Annotated in this window: 14 protein-coding genes; 4 read left to right on the forward strand and 10 right to left on the reverse strand. The window is 65.0% G+C overall.

Annotation, left to right across the window (positions count from 1 at the left end; genetic code table 11):
• Positions 1-177 precede the first annotated feature (177 nt).
• A complete protein-coding gene (locus AC5Y5O_RS11675) occupies positions 178-1,539 on the forward strand; it encodes an HNH endonuclease signature motif containing protein (protein ID WP_243394025.1) in 1,362 nt (453 codons plus the stop codon).
• A 56-nt stretch (positions 1,540-1,595) separates the two neighbouring features.
• Positions 1,596-1,790, forward strand: a complete 195-nt coding sequence (locus AC5Y5O_RS11680) for a hypothetical protein (protein WP_096287626.1) — start codon at positions 1,596-1,598, stop codon at positions 1,788-1,790.
• Between the two features lie 27 nt (positions 1,791-1,817).
• Here AC5Y5O_RS11680 and AC5Y5O_RS11685 read toward each other — a convergent pair whose 3' ends face one another.
• From AC5Y5O_RS11685 to AC5Y5O_RS11715, 7 genes are all read right to left on the reverse strand, one after another.
• A complete protein-coding gene (locus AC5Y5O_RS11685) occupies positions 1,818-3,077 on the reverse strand; it encodes a hypothetical protein (protein ID WP_096287624.1) in 1,260 nt (419 codons plus the stop codon).
• Between the two features lie 4 nt (positions 3,078-3,081).
• Complete coding sequence (locus AC5Y5O_RS11690) at positions 3,082-3,846, reverse strand: SDR family NAD(P)-dependent oxidoreductase (protein ID WP_500025260.1); 765 nt, start codon at positions 3,844-3,846, stop codon at positions 3,082-3,084.
• On the reverse strand, positions 3,843-6,185 hold the full coding sequence (locus tag AC5Y5O_RS11695) for a CaiB/BaiF CoA transferase family protein (RefSeq protein ID WP_500025262.1): 2,343 nt from the start codon (positions 6,183-6,185) through the stop codon (positions 3,843-3,845). Before AC5Y5O_RS11695 ends, AC5Y5O_RS11690 begins: the two co-directional genes overlap by 4 nt.
• Positions 6,186-6,204: 19 nt before the next feature.
• Entirely contained in the window at positions 6,205-7,173 is a 969-nt protein-coding gene (locus tag AC5Y5O_RS11700) for an enoyl-CoA hydratase/isomerase family protein (protein WP_096287618.1), read from the reverse strand.
• Positions 7,174-7,211: 38 nt separating this feature from the next.
• Positions 7,212-8,048, reverse strand: a complete 837-nt coding sequence (locus AC5Y5O_RS11705) for a mycofactocin-coupled SDR family oxidoreductase (RefSeq protein ID WP_096287616.1) — start codon at positions 8,046-8,048, stop codon at positions 7,212-7,214.
• A complete protein-coding gene (locus AC5Y5O_RS11710) occupies positions 8,048-9,250 on the reverse strand; it encodes a cytochrome P450 (RefSeq protein ID WP_096287614.1) in 1,203 nt (400 codons plus the stop codon). The genes AC5Y5O_RS11705 and AC5Y5O_RS11710 overlap by 1 nt, the downstream gene beginning before the upstream one ends.
• 287 nt (positions 9,251-9,537) lie before the next feature.
• On the reverse strand, positions 9,538-10,245 hold the full coding sequence (locus AC5Y5O_RS11715) for a TetR/AcrR family transcriptional regulator (RefSeq protein WP_096291127.1): 708 nt from the start codon (positions 10,243-10,245) through the stop codon (positions 9,538-9,540).
• Between the two features lie 180 nt (positions 10,246-10,425).
• On the opposite strand from AC5Y5O_RS11715, the gene AC5Y5O_RS11720 reads away from it, so the two are divergent.
• Together AC5Y5O_RS11720 and AC5Y5O_RS11725 are read left to right on the forward strand one after the other, a co-directional pair.
• Positions 10,426-10,992 (forward strand): SecDF P1 head subdomain-containing protein, encoded by a 567-nt coding sequence (locus AC5Y5O_RS11720; protein ID WP_500025267.1) that lies wholly within the window; start codon positions 10,426-10,428, stop codon positions 10,990-10,992.
• Positions 10,989-11,813 carry a sugar phosphate isomerase/epimerase family protein gene (locus AC5Y5O_RS11725; RefSeq protein WP_500025270.1) on the forward strand — a complete coding sequence of 275 codons (825 nt, stop codon included), beginning with the start codon at positions 10,989-10,991 and terminating at the stop codon, positions 11,811-11,813. Before AC5Y5O_RS11720 ends, AC5Y5O_RS11725 begins: the two co-directional genes overlap by 4 nt.
• A gap of 3 nt (positions 11,814-11,816) precedes the next feature.
• On the opposite strand, the gene AC5Y5O_RS11730 is transcribed toward AC5Y5O_RS11725, so the two are convergent.
• From AC5Y5O_RS11730 to AC5Y5O_RS11740, 3 genes are read right to left on the reverse strand one after another with little or no spacing between them, the layout of a single operon-like run.
• The gene (locus AC5Y5O_RS11730; protein ID WP_096287608.1) at positions 11,817-12,806 is read right to left on the reverse strand and encodes a Gfo/Idh/MocA family protein; all 990 of its coding nucleotides are present in this window, start codon (positions 12,804-12,806) and stop codon (positions 11,817-11,819) included.
• Positions 12,807-12,816: 10 nt separating this feature from the next.
• A complete protein-coding gene (locus AC5Y5O_RS11735; RefSeq protein WP_500025277.1) occupies positions 12,817-14,028 on the reverse strand; it encodes an FAD-dependent oxidoreductase in 1,212 nt (403 codons plus the stop codon).
• A gap of 37 nt (positions 14,029-14,065) precedes the next feature.
• On the reverse strand, positions 14,066-15,679 hold the full coding sequence (locus AC5Y5O_RS11740) for an arylsulfatase (protein WP_500025279.1): 1,614 nt from the start codon (positions 15,677-15,679) through the stop codon (positions 14,066-14,068).
• Positions 15,680-15,747 lie beyond the last annotated feature (68 nt).

A 15,747-nucleotide genomic window follows, 5' to 3' on the forward strand; every position in this document is an offset into this window, starting at 1 on the left:
CCACTGTGCTTTTTTCCCTGGCGAAAGCCGTGCCGTGTGTGGCATCTACGTCGGCGACGTGCTGGCGGCTGCGCACGCGTGGACTGACGGTCCGTGCTTGGAATCCCTTGTGCCACTACTGTTTCAGTGGTAACAAATTACCAATTTTTGTCGGTGGGTCTTCATAGCATTTGAGTTGTGAGTATCGATCGGGAGGCCTTGTCGGCGGCTTTCGACACCATCGACGGCGCTTTGGACGAATTGATGACACAAGACTGCGATGCGTTACTCACCCGTGAGCAATTAGCGTTGTTGTTGCGGTGCGAAAAGATTCGTCGTCGGCTGCCGGCGGTTGAGCACCCATTGATCAATGGCCTGGCCCGCCAGGCCACGCCGCAGGAGATCGGCGGCAAACTGTCGCATGCGATTGCCGAAGCGACGTTGATCAGCCGCGCCGAGGCGGCCCGGCGCATCCGCGAGGCCGCCGATCTGGGGCCGCGCTGCGGAATAACCGGTGAACTGATTTCGCCGGTCTTGGCGGCGACGGCCGCTGAGCAGCGCCAGGGCACGCTGGGGCCGGGGCAGGTGGCCGCGATCCGAAAGTTCTATCACCAGCTGCCCGGCTGGATTGATGCCGGCACCCGCGAGCAGGCCGAAGCCAAACTAGCCTTCGAGGGCACCCACTTCCGGCCCGAACAAATCGCGGACCTGGCCGCCATCATGGCGGACTGCCTCAACCCCGATGGGATTTACTCCGACGATGACCGATCACGTCGTCGTGGATTGAGGCTCGGTAATCAGGGTTGCGACGGTATGTCGGAGTTTCACGGATGGTTGACTCCCGAGGCACGCGCGACGCTGGAAGCGGTCTGGGCCAAGCTGGGCGCTCCGGGTATGTGTAATCCCGACGATGAAAGCCCATGTGTGGACGGAAGTCCCAGCGAGCAGTCCATCGAGCGCGATTCGCGCAATGCCGCGCAACGCCAACACGACGCGCTGAACGCGGCGCTGAGAGGTTTGCTCGCCTCGGGGGAGCTAGGACAGCACAACGGGCTGCCTACCTCGATTATCGTCACTACGACACTGGCCGAGCTGGAGGTCGCCGCCGGGCGCGGCCTCACCGGCGGTGGCACCATCCTCCCGATGAGCGACGTGATCCGGTTGGCGCGTCATGCGCGTCATTACTTGGCAATCTTCGATAAGGGCAAAGCCTTAGCGTTGTATAGCACCAAACGACTGGCGTCGCCGGCGCAACGAATTATCCTGTACGCCAAGGATCGCGGGTGCTCGGCGCCGGGCTGCACCGTCCCCGGCTATTACTGCGAAGTGCATCACGTCACCGATTGGGTGACGTGCCACACCACCGACGTCGACGACTTGACCTTCGCCTGCGGCCCCCAACACCGCCTACTGCAACCCGGCGGCTGGACCACCCGCAAGAACTCCCGGGGTGAGACCGAATGGATTCCGCCGCCGCACCTCGATCATGGCCAGCCACGCGTCAATACGTTCCATCACCCCGAGAAGCTGCTGATCGACCGCGATGACGATGCGCCTTAGCGCCCGTGAGCAACAGGTGACAACCGGCTGCCGCGTGATCACCATAAACTTCGCGCGTGAAGAAGGCACGGCCCCTCTACAGCCCACAGTTTTACACAGGGCTGGCCGCGCTCTTCCTCGCGCTGTTAGTCCTGAATGCCTGCACCCACGGCACGATGCTGGGCCTGATTAGTACCGGAGGCCTTACAGTGCTGATGACCTACATCGCCTACCGAGCCTGGTCCCGGAAGCGCCGCGCGACCGATCCGTAGTGCCCCTCAGATCGATGCTGCTGGCCATTAATCGAGCATCTCCCCCACCCGATACCGCTCCCAGGCGCTTAGCAGGTTGCACAGCATCTGCAATGGCGCACGCACGCTTTCGTCCTCTCGGATCCGCGGATCCTTCCGGCTGCCGGGCGCATCGTCTCCGAATCGCTTGCGTATCAGGACCGGAACGTCCAACAACCACGCAATTCCCATCGACGCCGCATAGAGCAGGGTGTACCGACGAAGCCGTTCGGGGTCCAGGTCGGGACCGCCGCAACGCGCGACCTCGGTCACGAACAACCGCAACAGTTCATCGAGATGGCGGTTCCACAGCTCGGTCTCCGCTGCGGACAACGCACCCCAGATCGCCATGCCCAGGTTCATTTGGCTGACGCATCCCCAGTCCATCAGACCGCAGCGCAGCGTGCCGCCGGTGTCGCGCCAAAACCACGCATTGTCGATGTTGGCATTCCAATGGCACAGCGCAACATAGTCGGCATCATCGGCCAACTGAGCGGTGACCGCCTGTTCGAGAAGGGCGACCCGGGGCACGTCGTGGCGCAGCCGTGCCAGGAATTCCGGCGTGCGGACATTCGCGGGCAGTAGCCCGGGATGAGTGTCGGCGAATTCGCCCAGCTGGTCCAGCCGCCGTTCCAGCTTGTCGATGGACAGCGGCGCTCGCTCACCCACCGTCGCGGCCTGCACATCAAGTGGAAACTGCGCGGCGGGTAGTCGACCGGACCGGTGCGTTCCGGCCAGCCGGCCCAGCGCTGTGAGCAGCGCTCGGTAATGTTCCAAGGGTTCGGGCATCTCGTAGTCGAGGCACTTATGATACTGGCGCTCGATTCCGTTGTGGCCAAATCGGATTCGCTCGGTGATCAGTATTCCGGTTCCACTGTCGCGGTGATAGTCCCCGAAGAGTGCGCTGGGCACCGCGATCGGAAAGCCCGCTGTTCGCGAGAGCGAGGCGAATCGCACCTCCGGCTCCATCTGCGTCTTGCCGCGATCGCGGATCGGATTGTCGAAATCACGCGAGAATTTCACGAAGAGATCGGTGTGCAAACCGGTTGCCTCGTCGGCATATTCGATCGACAGCATGACCTTGCGGCCCGTGCTGCCCCCGCCGATCTCGGTGCAAGCCGTGACATCGACGACCGCATTGCCGTCATCGAGCACACCGGAAGCCCGGAACGCGTCGGTGAGAAACCGGGCTCCGCATTCGCGCAACGCCGCGGGGTCGGCAGGAAACGTCAGCCCGGACTGGTCACCGACGACCCACCGCGAATCCACCCGATTACCAGGTCTGTTCGGCGGCACGGACCAGCATCTGGTTGACCGCCACCCGGCGGTCGCGGGTCACCATGAACAGCACCGCGTCGGCGATGTCCTCCGGCCGCATCCTGACCATGCCGGCGGTTTGGCGTTCGAACGCCTCCCGTGAGTCCTCGGCCAGATGGCTGAAGATCTCGGTATCGACCGTACCGGGACCGACGACGCCGACCCGGACGCGCTTGCCGAGTACCTCTTGGCGCAGCCCCTCGCTGAAGGCGTTGACGCCGAACTTGGTCAACGAATAGACCGCGGTATTGGGGCGGGCCACCCAGCCCGCCGTCGAACTGATGGTGACCAGATCGGCCACGCCGCGCCGCGAATCGGCGGCCGCCTCGATCAGATGTGGCAGTGCCACCTTGGTGGCGTAAAGGACGCCCTGTACGTTGACCGACACCATCTGGTCCCAGTCCTGCAACGGCGCCTCGGTTGCTGGTGCCGACTGCATCAAACCGGCATTGTTCACCAGGATGTCCAGCCGTCCCAACTCGGCGACGGTTTGCCGCACGGCCGCGGCCACTTGTTCGGCATCGGTGACGTCGGCCGGCACGACCAGCGCTGTACCGCCGGACGATTCGATTTCGGCTTTCAGCTCGGCCAGCCGGTCGGCGCGGCGCGCGAGCAGCGCCACTGCGGCGCCCTCGGCAGCCAGCGCTTTAGCGGTCGCTTCACCGATGCCGCTGCTGGCACCGGTAACCAGTGCCGCGGTCTGTGCCAGTGTTCCAGTCATAACCCGCCCAACGTCGGTGCCCCAGCCAGTATTTCGTGGAGAACGTAGTCGGTGTCCTGGCCCAGGTCGGGCGCGCCTCGCTCGATGCGCGCCGGCTCGCGCGCCATCCGCCATGCCGGTCCTACGATCGGGCGCTGGCCTTCGCGGTGATCGGAGACGAAGCGATACAACTCGCGATCCCAGAGCTGCTGATCGCCGATCACGTCGATCGCGGTGGCGCTCTTGGTGGCCGGCACTCCCGCGGCCCGCAGTCGGTGCGCGAGGTCGTCGGCATCGAGGTCGCGGGTCAGCTCCGCAATGTCACCATCGAGCACCTCGACGTGTCCGCGCCGGCCGTCCGATGTGGCGTAGCGGGGATCGTCGGCCAGGGCGCGGGCATCGAGCACGTCGCACAGCCGGCGCCAATCGTCGTCGCCTGTGACGGCCACGCTGACCCAGGCGCCATCCGCGCAGGGATAACACCCATGCGGACACATATCGGGGTGATAATTACCATCCGGTCCGAGGCGGCGTCCGGTGAGGCTTTGTTCGAGCAGGCAGTCCCCGATCATCGAGGAGAGGGTTTCGACCGCCGAGATGTCGACGAATTGCCCTGTGCCACTGAGCTCGCGGTGCAGCAGGGCAACGACAGCGGCGTAGGCGGCCGCCGCGCCGACCGTGGAATCTCCGTACCGCATACTCGTTCCGAGCGGGGGCCCACCGGGGTAGCCGACCAGCGGTGCGAGTCCGGCCAGGGCGGCGAAACATGGCGCGTAGCCGGTCTGGTGACCGAGGGGCCCGTCGTTGCCCCACATTTTGATCGACACCGAGATGATGTCCGGTTTGATCTCGGTGAGCTCCGGATAGCCAAGGCCTTGGCGCTCCATCGCGCCCGGGCGCAGGTTGTTGATCACGATGTCACTGCGCGCGATCAGTCCACGCAGTCGCGCCATGCCTTCGGCCGATTTGATATCGAGGTCCACGCTGAGGATCTCGGGGTTGATGCTCAGGAAGAACGGTGCGTGGTTGATGTCGGTGCCGCCGTAGGCGCGCATCTCCTCGGGCAGGGCCGCCGTTTCCACCTTGATGACCTCGGCGCCCAACATCGCCAGCAGCTTGCCGGCGTAGGGGCCCGCCCATACCTTGGTGAGCTCGACGACTCGCACCCCCTCCAATGGCCCACCCCGCGGGGTCTTCGGCGGCTTCAGCTGAGGTACTCGCACCGTGGGTGGTGTGCGCGTCCTATCCAGGCCGCTCAAGATCGCGGCCGTGTGCTGACCGAGAGTCGGTGCGGCAGCGGTGAGTTCAGCCGGCGATGCGCTCAGCAGGTAGGGCACCGTGGGGTAGGCGGCGTCGCCCAGCACGGGATGGCTGACGTTGCGAAAGAAGCCGCGGTGCCGGTACTGCGGCGACTCGTGCAGATCGGCGGCGTCGTTGACCGGGACGAGTGGCACACCCATGCGCTGAGCTTCGTCGGCCGCCGTCTCCTTGGGCAGATCGCGGACCCACTCCGCGAAGCCCTGCTGGAATGCCTTGACCTTTTCCGTGGTGACCGAGAACTCGAGCCAGTCGTCGTCGAATTCGTCGAGCCAGTCAGGTTGTCCCATCAGCTTTTTGACACCGAGCCAGTGCGCGCCGCTGGTCATGTACAAGTAGACGAAGCCATCGGCGCAGGCAAAGAACGACGCCGGGCCCTGCTGGTCGTAGTCGTCGCGGGTGCCGAGGGCGGGGACTTCGCCGGTGATCAGGCGGCCCAGAATGCAATCGGCGCGTGAGACCAGCACGGCATGTTGGGAGATGTCGATGGCCTCACCCCGGCCGTGGTGTAGCCGCCCGAACAGTGTTGCGGCCACGCAGAGTGCCGCCTCGAGGCCGGCTTCGTAGTCGGCCATGAAGCGGCCCGGTCCCCGCAGCGGCGGCTTACCGGGGTCCGGATGGCTGGGAGTGTGATATCCCCACCCACTGGCATGGAATACGTTGATGCTCTTCGCATTTGCATACTCGGGCGCGGCGTTCCGGCCGAACGGCGTGATCGAGCAGAAAATCACATTCGGGTGCCGGGAAGCCACCGTGGTCGCGCCGTCGTCGATCACCGCGTCGGCGCCGGCCATCAATGCGTGCAGCCGCGGGTCGCGAGCATCAAGCTCGACGGAGTTCTTGTTCGTGTTGAGGTATGCGAACAGCGCACTGCCATCGGGCCCGTCGCCCAGGATGGGAGAAAACGCCCGGGTGGAACTGCCACACCCGGGCGCCTCGACCTTGATCACCTCGGCGCCGAAGTCGGCCAGCAGTTTTCCGCAGTACTCCCCTGCGACCGACCCCGCCAGCTCGACGACCCTGAAACCCGTCAGCGCCGACATGCGAGCTCTCCCAAGGCGGTCAGGGCTTCGCGCGGCCCGAACGGCTGAGGCGCCACTCCGGGGGGAAGTTCATGTCGTTGTCCTTGACCACGTTGTTGAGGCCCTTTTCGAAGGTGCCACCGGTGAGGTCGACTTCTTCCGCGTCGTTCTTGATCATCGGCAACATGCCCTCGACCATGCCGGTCAGCAGGCTGCCGAAGTATTCGCCCTTGTGTTGCTTGTAGAGCTCGAGGAACGTCTTCTGCACCGCGACCGTGTCGGTTGGACGCGACCGCGAACATGCCATTGCGTACTTGAGCGTCTCGGCTTCCAGCTTCTCGCGCGGCACCACGCTGTTGACGAAGCCGCATTCGTACATTTCCTTCGCGCTGAAAGGCCTTCCGGTGAAGAGCATCTCGGAGAACTTGCGTAGTCCCATCGTCTCGGCCCACCACCACAGCCGGGGCCCCCAGCCCACATACCGGAACGCCGGATGGCCGAACAGGGCATCGTCGGATGAGATCACCAGGTCTGCGTCACCGGCCTGGTAGAAGTGCCAGCCGTAGCAGTAGCCCTTGGCCTCGATGATGCTGATCTTCCGAAGCTCCTGCAGCGGCCGGTTACCGGCGCGCGCCTTCGCGTAGAAGTCGGTCACAGTAGACAGGTAACGGTACGACCCACCCGGCGGGTACTTGACGTCGTCATCGTTGATCGCGAGCTCGTGGTGCAGCGGTAGGCCGGGATTCTCCAGCATCGGCCGCTGCTCGGGCAGGTCGCCACCACTACCGAAATCCTGTCCCTCACCTCGGATTACGACGACCTTGACGTCGTCGTCGACATTGCACTTGTGGATCAGGTCGGCGTAGTTCTGCCGCATGCCCAGGCTGGTGGCATTCTGTGCGTCCGGCCGGTCAAAGGTGATGTAGGCGATCCGGTTCTTCTTGTCCTTCTCGAACTTGATGTACTGCTCGGCTTCTTTCTTCAGCTTTTCGTAGTCGAATTCCGGCATGAGATTTCTCCACTTCGTCGTGCTTAATTGAATAGTGCTTACTTGAGTAATGCGCCCGCGTCAACGGGCAGCGAAACGCCTGTGACATAACGTGATTCGTCAGAAGCGAGAAACAGGACGGCGTTGCTGATGTCGCGGGCCTCCACCCAGGGCACCGGCATCGTGTGCATCATCTGCGAGAACGGTGCGAAGTCGTCCGGTCCCGGGTTCTCCAGGTCAGGCCGAAACAGCTTGTAGGTCACCTCGTTCATCGTCATCGGCGTGTTGACCTGGCTGGGATGTACCGAGTTGACCCGGATGTTGTGCTGGCCCAACTCGACGGCGAAGGCCCGCATCAGACCGATGACGCCGTGCTTGGCGGCGATGTAATGGCCGGTGTGGGCCAACGCCTTGTGGGATCCGACCGAACCGGTCAGCACGATCGAACCGCCGCGCTCGCCGGCCAGGATATGCGGCACACCGACTTTCACGGTGTGCCACACGCCGGACAAGTTGACGTCGATCATGTCGCGCCAGATCTCCTCGCGGATCTTGTGCAACTTGTTGCCGAAGGTCCCGATACCCGCATTGGCGACGACGATGTCGAGCCGGCCGAGTTGTTCGACGCCGCTGTCCACTGCGGCCTTGAGGCCGTCGTAGTCGCGGACATCGACCTGAGTGGTTACGATGCGCCGGTCGAGGTTCTTGACCAGATCTGCGGTTTCGGCGAGATCCTCAGGGGTCGAATGCGGGTAGGCCAGGTTGTCGATCGGCCCGCAGACGTCGACCGCGATGATGTCGGCGCCCTCTTCTGCCAGGCGCACCGCATGGCTACGGCCCTGCCCGCGGGCTGCGCCGCTTATGAAGGCAACTTTGCCCTCGACGCGACCGGCCATCAGGGCACCAGTGTCGGCAGGGTTTCCCAGCCCCGCACCGACGACGTCGGGCTGAGGGTGGCGTTGGCCATGTCGGGCTCCCACTCCGGGAAGCGCTTGAGGATTTCCTCCAGGGCGACCCGACCTTCCAGTCGCGCCAGTGCCGAGCCCAGGCAGAAGTGGGCACCGACGCTGAACGTGAGGTGGGGCCGGGGGGCGCGATGGATGTTGAATTCTCCTGCATCGGGGCCGAACTGGCGCTCGTCGCGGCAGGCGGCACCGATCAGCATCAGCATCACGCTGCCTTCCGGCACCGTCCGGTCGTAGAGGCTGACGTCGCGGGTCACATACCGCGCCATGTGCGGCGCCGGCGGCTCGAAGCGAAGCAACTCCTCGATCGCCTGCGGGATCAGCGCGGGATTTTCGACGAGTTCGCGGCGCTGGTCTGGATGCTCCGCGAGAACCTTTCCGGCCCAACCGATCAGACGGGTTGTGGTCTCGTTGCCCGCTCCGGCCACCACGTTGAGATAAACGAGAATCTCCTCGCGGCGCAGCCGCCGCGTGGTCCCGGTCTCGTCGACGAACTCGACATTGAGCAGCTCGGTCATGATGTCGTCGGACGGGTTCTCGGCACGCCAGTCGATGTAGGCCTCGAACTGCTCGCCCACCGACAAGCCATGCTCGGCGGCACTCATCGGCTTGCCCGGCTCGGTGCGTAGCTGCGCGTTTCCGCGATCGCGGATGTACTCCTGATCCTCTTCGGGAATCCCGAGCAGGGCACTGATGACCTTCATCGGCATGATCGCGCCCAGGTCGGTGACGAAATCGAATCTGCCCGAACCCACCAACGGCTCCAGCGATTGCGCGCAGAAGTCGCGGATCATCGGCTCTAGCGCGGCGATCTTGCGCGGCGTGAACATCCGCGACAGCAACTTGCGGTGCACGTCGTGAATCGGCGGGTCTTCGAAGATCAGCATCCCCGATGGAATCTCGAGGTTGGCCTTGATCAGCTCCATGATGACGCCCCGCGCAGAGCTGTAGGTGCCGTGATCGATGATGCCCTTGTTGACATCGGCGAATCGGCTCAGCGCGTAAAAGTCATATTCGGAGTTGTAGTACAGCGGCGCCTCGTCACGCAAGCGCTTAAACATCGGATATGGGTCGGCAATCAGCTCGACATCATATGGATCAAAGCTGACATGGCTCTCGGTGCTCGCTGTCACGAAATCCCTCCTAGCGCTTCCGATTACAGGGAGCGACATGCCCGAGACATCGCTGTAGCCGGCCGTGGGTCAGCGCCGGATCCGGGTCGGGCAATTTGTACACTCCGCTTAAATGCGTTTGTTTCGACAAACGCACGGGCTCGGCTGATAGCGGGATCACCGACGGCCCGTGAACGCCGGTTCACTCTATTCTCGTAGAGAACCATATAGCGGATGCTGTGGCAAGACCCAAAACGCCCGGGACCCGGCGCGTGGTGCTTTTGCCGGCGGTCAGCCGGAGGTGGCGGTCAGCTGGAGGCGGCGGCCCGGCGGCCGCGACCCGGTTGCACATCGGCGGCCTCGGTGAGGGCGCCCCGGTGCGGACTCTTCAGGATTCCGGTCGCGATGGCCGTCAGGATCGCGTCGAGCTGCTCGGGGGTGTCGACAATTCGGTCGCCGTGCGCGGCGCGCATCAGCAGTCCGTTGATGAACGTCAACGTGACGTTGCTCAGATCCTCGACCACCGCCGATTCCAGTTCGGCCCCATGGGGCATCAGCTGCACGAGGATCTCGCGGTGCAGCTTGGTGAACGCGTCGGTGGCCCGCTGCAGGATCGCGGCCATCGCGGGATCCCGGGCCGCTTGCATTGTCAGCTCGTAGCGGGCCTTGGTCCACGACAGCTGCGGCTCGGTGCCGGCCTGAATCACCACCTGCGACAACAACGAGGGCGTGGGATTGTCTCCCGTGCTACCGGCGCTGTCCGCGATCGACTGCAGCCGCTCCAGATCGAGCTCGGCCAGCCGTTCGGCTACCGCGCGCAGCAGTGCGGACCGGGTCCGGAAGTAGAAGGAGGTGGTGCCGTCGGGAACGGCGGCCTTGCGGTCGACCTTGAGATGGCTCAGGCCCTTGGCCCCGTCGGCGGCCAACAACTCGATCGCCGCATCGCACAGATCGCGGCGGCGCTCCGCGGGGTTGGGCTTTCGTCTTGTTGCCGCCGCAGACGGGTATCGAGCCATGAACACAGGCTTTCGTGGCAAGGATCTAAAGTGAACATTCGCTGACGTGCAGCACGACCATACTCTATGTTCGTAGTGTCCGTAAAGCGCACGCCGCCAGCGCAACGGTGTCATCACGATTCACGCGAATTGTGCCGCAGTGGGCGACAACGGGCGCTCGACCTACTTTGCTTGAGTTCGATGCCTGCTACGACGACCGTTCGGCTGACCAGTGCCATTCTGGTCGGCGCGCTCGCGTGCGGCTGCCATTCGGCCCAGCATGCGGCGACACTCACCACGTCGACCAGTACCGCCGTGTCGGTGCCCCCGCCCGTTCCACGGATTGCGCCGTTGCCGGTCCGGCCGGTCGAGAAATCGCAGCCGACCTCGCCCGAAAAGTGTCCCGCGACCAATCCGGCGGCCCCGGCACCGCCGGACAGCGTCCTGGTCACCTGCGACCTCGCCCGGACCACGCGGTATACGTTGGGACCGGAAACGATGCGACTCGGGCTGACTCACGTGGACGCACCCAAACCACTGACAGCGGACTTCTTCCAAGTGATTCTGACGATGGACCCGGCGTCGGAGACGGCATGGGCGGCATTCACGGCGGCGCATCTGCACGCCCACATCGCCTTCATCCGCGATGATCTGGTCCTGGAGGCGCCGATGATCGAGGATCAGGTCAGCTCCGGGCAGATCGCGCTGACGACCCAAACGGCCGCGGCTGCCGCCCAATTGGCGCAATTGGCGGGCCGTCCGGCATGACCGAACTGGCTATCGGCTTTCTCAATGGATTCGGCCTTCCGCCAATAGAGTTCGTCGATCTGGCCGCGGATCTCGGCTGCCGCTACATCTCCGCGGTGGTGCGGGGCGCGCCCTTGGTGCCGCTGGGCTATCCGCCCTTTTCCCTCAAAGACGACCCGGCGCTGCGACGCGGCGTGCTCGCGAGGATGCGCCAACGTGGCGTGGCCGCCTCATTGGGCGATGGCTTCCTGGTGCTGCCAGACACCGAAATCCGGTTGTTGAGTGCAGATCTCGATGTGTTGGCCGAACTGGGTGTGCCGCGAATCAACGTCGTCAGTCTGGATCCCGATCTCGACCGCACCTTCGACCAGTTCGCGGCTCTGACCGAGCTCGCCGCCGAGCGCAGCATCCAGACCGTCGTCGAGCCGGTTCCCGGGCTGACCGTGGGTGATCTGCCCACCGCGCTGGCCGCACGAGAATACGTCGGCCGACCGGACTTTCGATTGCTGATCGACACGATGCATCTGGTGCGCTCCGGGTCGGGCGCCGCAGATCTGGCGGCCGTCGACCCCGAATACATCGGTTACGCCCAACTCAACGACACGACCCTGCAGCCGCGCCTGGCCAACTACATGGAGGAAGCCATGTTCGAGCGCATGGTCCCCGGCGAAGGCGAACTCCCGCTCATCGACCTCCTGTCCGTGCTTGCGTCCGATATCGTGCTCGAGATCGAAGTGCCCAGACGGTCGTTGGCGTTGGCCGGGGTCAGCCCGATCGACCGGGTCCGCCCATGCGTCGAGGCAGCACATCGGTTGCTGGCCGAAATCGGCCGCCAGCCTTGAGTTTCAGCTCGGTTCCCGAAGCGGCAGACCCGCCGCGCGATAGATATTGTCGATGACGGTCATGTTCTCGATCGCGTCCTGCGCGGTGGTTTTCACGGGCTCGCCGCGAAGCACCGCCGCGGCGAACGCATCGAGCTGGTAGGCGTAGGAGGCGCGGCGCGGAAAGCTCTCCACCCGGTTGTCGTCCGCGGTTCGAACCGAGAGCCGATGGAACATCTGCGGCATTGCGGGATTGAGCAGTTGGAGCTGGCCGCGTTCGCCGATCACTTTGGCGCTGATATCGAAAAGCCGCCGCGACCACATCGAGCACCGGACCCGGCCGGTGTGTCCGCCGGCGAACCGCAGCTCTGCCGTCATCGCCCGGTCGATCTGAGGATTATGCAGCTTCGCTTGCGCCGAAACGACTTCCGGGGTCGAACCGCCGAACGTGCGAACCATGTGAACCGGATAACAGCCGGCATCCATCGTCGCACCGCCGGCCAGGGCGTAGTTGTACCGAATGTCGGAGAACCGCGGCAGCGGGAAACAGAGCGTGGCTTCGACGTGCGTGAGCTTGCCCAGTTCTCCCGAAGCGATGATCTCCTCGGCGCGCAGAGTCTGCGGATGGTAGCGATAGTGGAAGGCTTCCATCACGACGCGATCCGACTGCGTGGCCAACCCGGCGATCTCGCGGGCCTCGGCGGCGTTGGCGGTGAACGGTTTTTCACACAGCACGTGTTTACCGGCGGCCAGTGCGGCTCGGGTCCACTTGCCGTGCAACCCGTTTGGCAGCGGATTGTAGATCGCATCGAGATCCGGATCGGCGATCAGCGACGAGTAGTCATCGTGCACCCGGGCGATGCCGTGCTTGGCGGCAAACGCGCGAGCGCGCGCGCCGTCGCGTGCGGCCACCGCGGCGACCACGACCTCAGGGTTGTCCTTGGCGGGATTGATCAGCGCCATCGGCGCGATCCGGGCAGCACCCAAGATGCCGATCCGCAGGTGTTCAGCCATGGGCCCGACGCTACCGCCGGGCGAAGGCCGGGGCGCGCTCGGGCCTGACCCCGACACCGATGAAATAGGCGGGGATGAAGGACAGCCACGGCAGTCGCTGCAGCACGCCCAGGACGGCCGCCGGCGGGGTCGGGTCCGCGCCACGCAACAGCGGCCCGAGTCCGCGCTGCAGGAACCGTTGCACGCCTTGGGTGACGGCGGTGGGAAACAGCCGGCGACGGCGCACGGCCGCCAGGTCCCGATCGGTGACCCGGTGCCGGCGCAGCGGCTCGGCCAAGATGGTTGCGGCCGCCACGGCATCCTGGACCGCCAGGTTGATGCCGACACCGCCAAGCGGTGACATCGCGTGTGCGGCGTCGCCGATGCACAGCAGTCCATCGGTGTGCCAGCGGAGCAGGCGATCGACCCGGACATCGAGGTGCTTGATCTCGTCCATCGACGTCAGCGTCGCGACCGCCGCGGTCGATTCCGGCAACAGCGCGCCGACGTCGTCGCGAAACGCCTCGATGCCTTTCGCCCGCAGCTGCGTGTCCGTGCCCTTGGCCCCGATGTACGCGATCTGGTTGTAGCCCTCCCGCGGAATCACCCCGAGGACCTTGCCCGGGCCCACCCGCGGCAAAAACGAGAACTCCTGATGGCCGTCGCACGGCAACTTGAACCACCACACGTCGAAGTTCACCGGGTACTCGCGGCTCTGCAGGCCGGCCGCACGGCGCGCCATCGACCACCGGCCGTCGCACGCTACGGTCAACTCCGCCTTCAACTCGCCGGGCCCGTCCGGGCCTTCGTAGCGCACGCCGGTGACCGTGGCACCCTCTCGCAGCAGGTCGGTCGCCTCCGTATTCATCCGCAGCGTGAAGGTCGGTTCCTCCAGCGCGACATCGGCGAGCAGGTTGAGCAGATCCCACTGCGGCACCATCGCGACAAAGGGGTGGGGTTGGCGCAGCCGACTGAAGTCGACGTACGTCACCGATCGCCCGTCCGATTCGAACTTCGCGGTGTGCACCTCGCTGTGCGGAATGGCGGCGAAGCGTTCCCACAGACCCAATTCGTCCAGCAGGCGCAACGTGGTCGGGTGCACCGTGTCCCCGCGAAAGTCGCGGAGAAAGTCACCGTGCTTTTCCAGCAGCGTGACCTCCACGCCGGCCCGGGCCAGCAGCAGCCCGAGCACCATTCCGGCCGGCCCACCGCCGATCACCGCGCAGGTCGTCGTTTCAGTCATCGGCTCCCCCGAGATCCGTTGCTGCACAACGTGGTTGTCAGCCAAGCAATTGCGGGTCGACGTCGTACACCGAAATCGGCTCCGTGAGCACCCCGTTTTCCTCGACATAGCGATCCCACAACGCCAGCAGCTCGGCGAGTTTGTCGGGATGGGCGGCCGCGAGGTCATGGATCTCACCCCGGTCGCAGGAAAGGTCATAGAGCTGCCAGGCGCCCGGCCCGTATGGCGGGGGCAGATAGAGGGCTTTCCAGTCGCCTTGACGAATCGCGCGGCGGCCGAACAACTCCCAGCCGGTGCCGGTCTCACCCGAGTGGACCGCCTCGGCGTCGCACGACAGGTACGGCACCAGCGAGCGGCCGAGCATCGCCTCGACGTCGCGGCCGCGGTAGGAGGTGCCGGGATGTTCGACACCGGCCAGTTCCAGCACGGTGGGCGTGATGTCCATGACGGTCGCGAATGCGGTTCCGATCGCGTCCTGGCGCGCGAAACCCGGCCAGGTGACGAAACCCACCACCCGGATACCGCCCTCAGTGGTGAAGGCCTTGTGCAACCGCGACGGCGCCGTGGCCGCCTGGGCCCAGCGGGGTCCGTACCAGATGAATGACGTCGGCCGGCCCAGGTTCTCCAGGCTGTTATCGCAGTTCTTTTCGATCTGCGCAACGATCTGCGGTCCGCGCAGGGGCATCGCCTCGACGATCGCGCCCTCGGCCCCGTTGTCGGACATGAACATCACGACGGTGTTGTCCAGCTCGCCGGTCTCGGCCAGGTAGTCGATCACCCGGCCGATGTTCCAGTCCATTCGGTCCACCATGCCGGCGTAGACCTCCATCGCGCGGGCCGAAATCGCGCGCTCCTCGTCCGTCATGTCGGCCCACTCCGGGGCGCCGTCGGCGACGACCGGGTGCGGCTCGACGTCGGGCGCACACAGACCGAGGCGCTTGAGCGCCGCCAACCGCTCCTCGCGCAACGCATCCGGGCCCGCGTCGTAACGGCCGCGGTATTTGGCAACGGACTCGTCGGGGGCCTGCAGCGGCCAGTGCGGCGCCTGAAACGGGAGGTACGCGAAGAACGGCCGGTCGTCATCGGACCCGCGGTCGCGGAAGTAGCCGAGCAAGGTGTCGGTGTAGGAGTCCGACGAATAGAAGTCTTCGCCCACCGTGACGAACTGGTCGTCCTCGGTGTAAAGCGTTGGCACCGGCGAGAATCCGCGGCCGGCCGCGCCGCCGTAGTGACTGGCACCCGCCGGTAGTAGCGCAAACGAACGCTCGAAACCCCGCGCCCACGGCGATCTTTTAATCGTGTGGCCCAGATGCCATTTGCCCGACATCAGGGTGAAATATCCGGCGTCGCGCAACAGTTCCGGCAGCGCGACGACACGGTCGTTGAGATAACCCTCGTAGCCGGGCGCGCCCTGAAATCCGGGGATCGCGACTTCCAGCATCGTGCCGATACCGGCGACGTGGTGGTCGGTTCCGGTCATCAGCATCGCGCGGGTCGGCGAGCAGGCCGGCGCCGAATGGAAATCGGTGAGCCTGATGCCCGCGTGCGCGAGACGGTCGAGGTTGGGCGTTTCGATTTCGCTGCCGAACGCACCGATGTCGGAAAACCCGAGGTCGTCTGCCAGGATCACCAAAAAGTTAGGCCGCTTCACGGTGAAGCATCCTGTCAGGTCCGGCACCCGAATGGAACGTTCCCGCACTGACTAGGCTCGATTCGGGA

The organism is Mycobacterium sp. NGS40 (assembly GCF_059812735.1).

What these genes read in the sequence shown, in the direction of transcription:
- AC5Y5O_RS11690 (WP_500025260.1), bottom strand. Translation starts at nt 3,846, where the DNA reads ATGACTGGAACACTGGCACAGACCGCGGCACTGGTTACCGGTGCCAGC.
- AC5Y5O_RS11695 (WP_500025262.1), bottom strand. Translation starts at nt 6,185, where the DNA reads ATGTCGGCGCTGACGGGTTTCAGGGTCGTCGAGCTGGCGGGGTCGGTC.
- AC5Y5O_RS11700 (WP_096287618.1), bottom strand. Translation starts at nt 7,173, where the DNA reads ATGCCGGAATTCGACTACGAAAAGCTGAAGAAAGAAGCCGAGCAGTAC.
- AC5Y5O_RS11705 (WP_096287616.1), bottom strand. Translation starts at nt 8,048, where the DNA reads ATGGCCGGTCGCGTCGAGGGCAAAGTTGCCTTCATAAGCGGCGCAGCC.
- AC5Y5O_RS11715 (WP_096291127.1), bottom strand. Translation starts at nt 10,245, where the DNA reads ATGGCTCGATACCCGTCTGCGGCGGCAACAAGACGAAAGCCCAACCCC.
- AC5Y5O_RS11720 (WP_500025267.1), top strand. Translation starts at nt 10,426, where the DNA reads ATGCCTGCTACGACGACCGTTCGGCTGACCAGTGCCATTCTGGTCGGC.
- AC5Y5O_RS11725 (WP_500025270.1), top strand. Translation starts at nt 10,989, where the DNA reads ATGACCGAACTGGCTATCGGCTTTCTCAATGGATTCGGCCTTCCGCCA.
- AC5Y5O_RS11730 (WP_096287608.1), bottom strand. Translation starts at nt 12,806, where the DNA reads ATGGCTGAACACCTGCGGATCGGCATCTTGGGTGCTGCCCGGATCGCG.
- AC5Y5O_RS11735 (WP_500025277.1), bottom strand. Translation starts at nt 14,028, where the DNA reads ATGACTGAAACGACGACCTGCGCGGTGATCGGCGGTGGGCCGGCCGGA.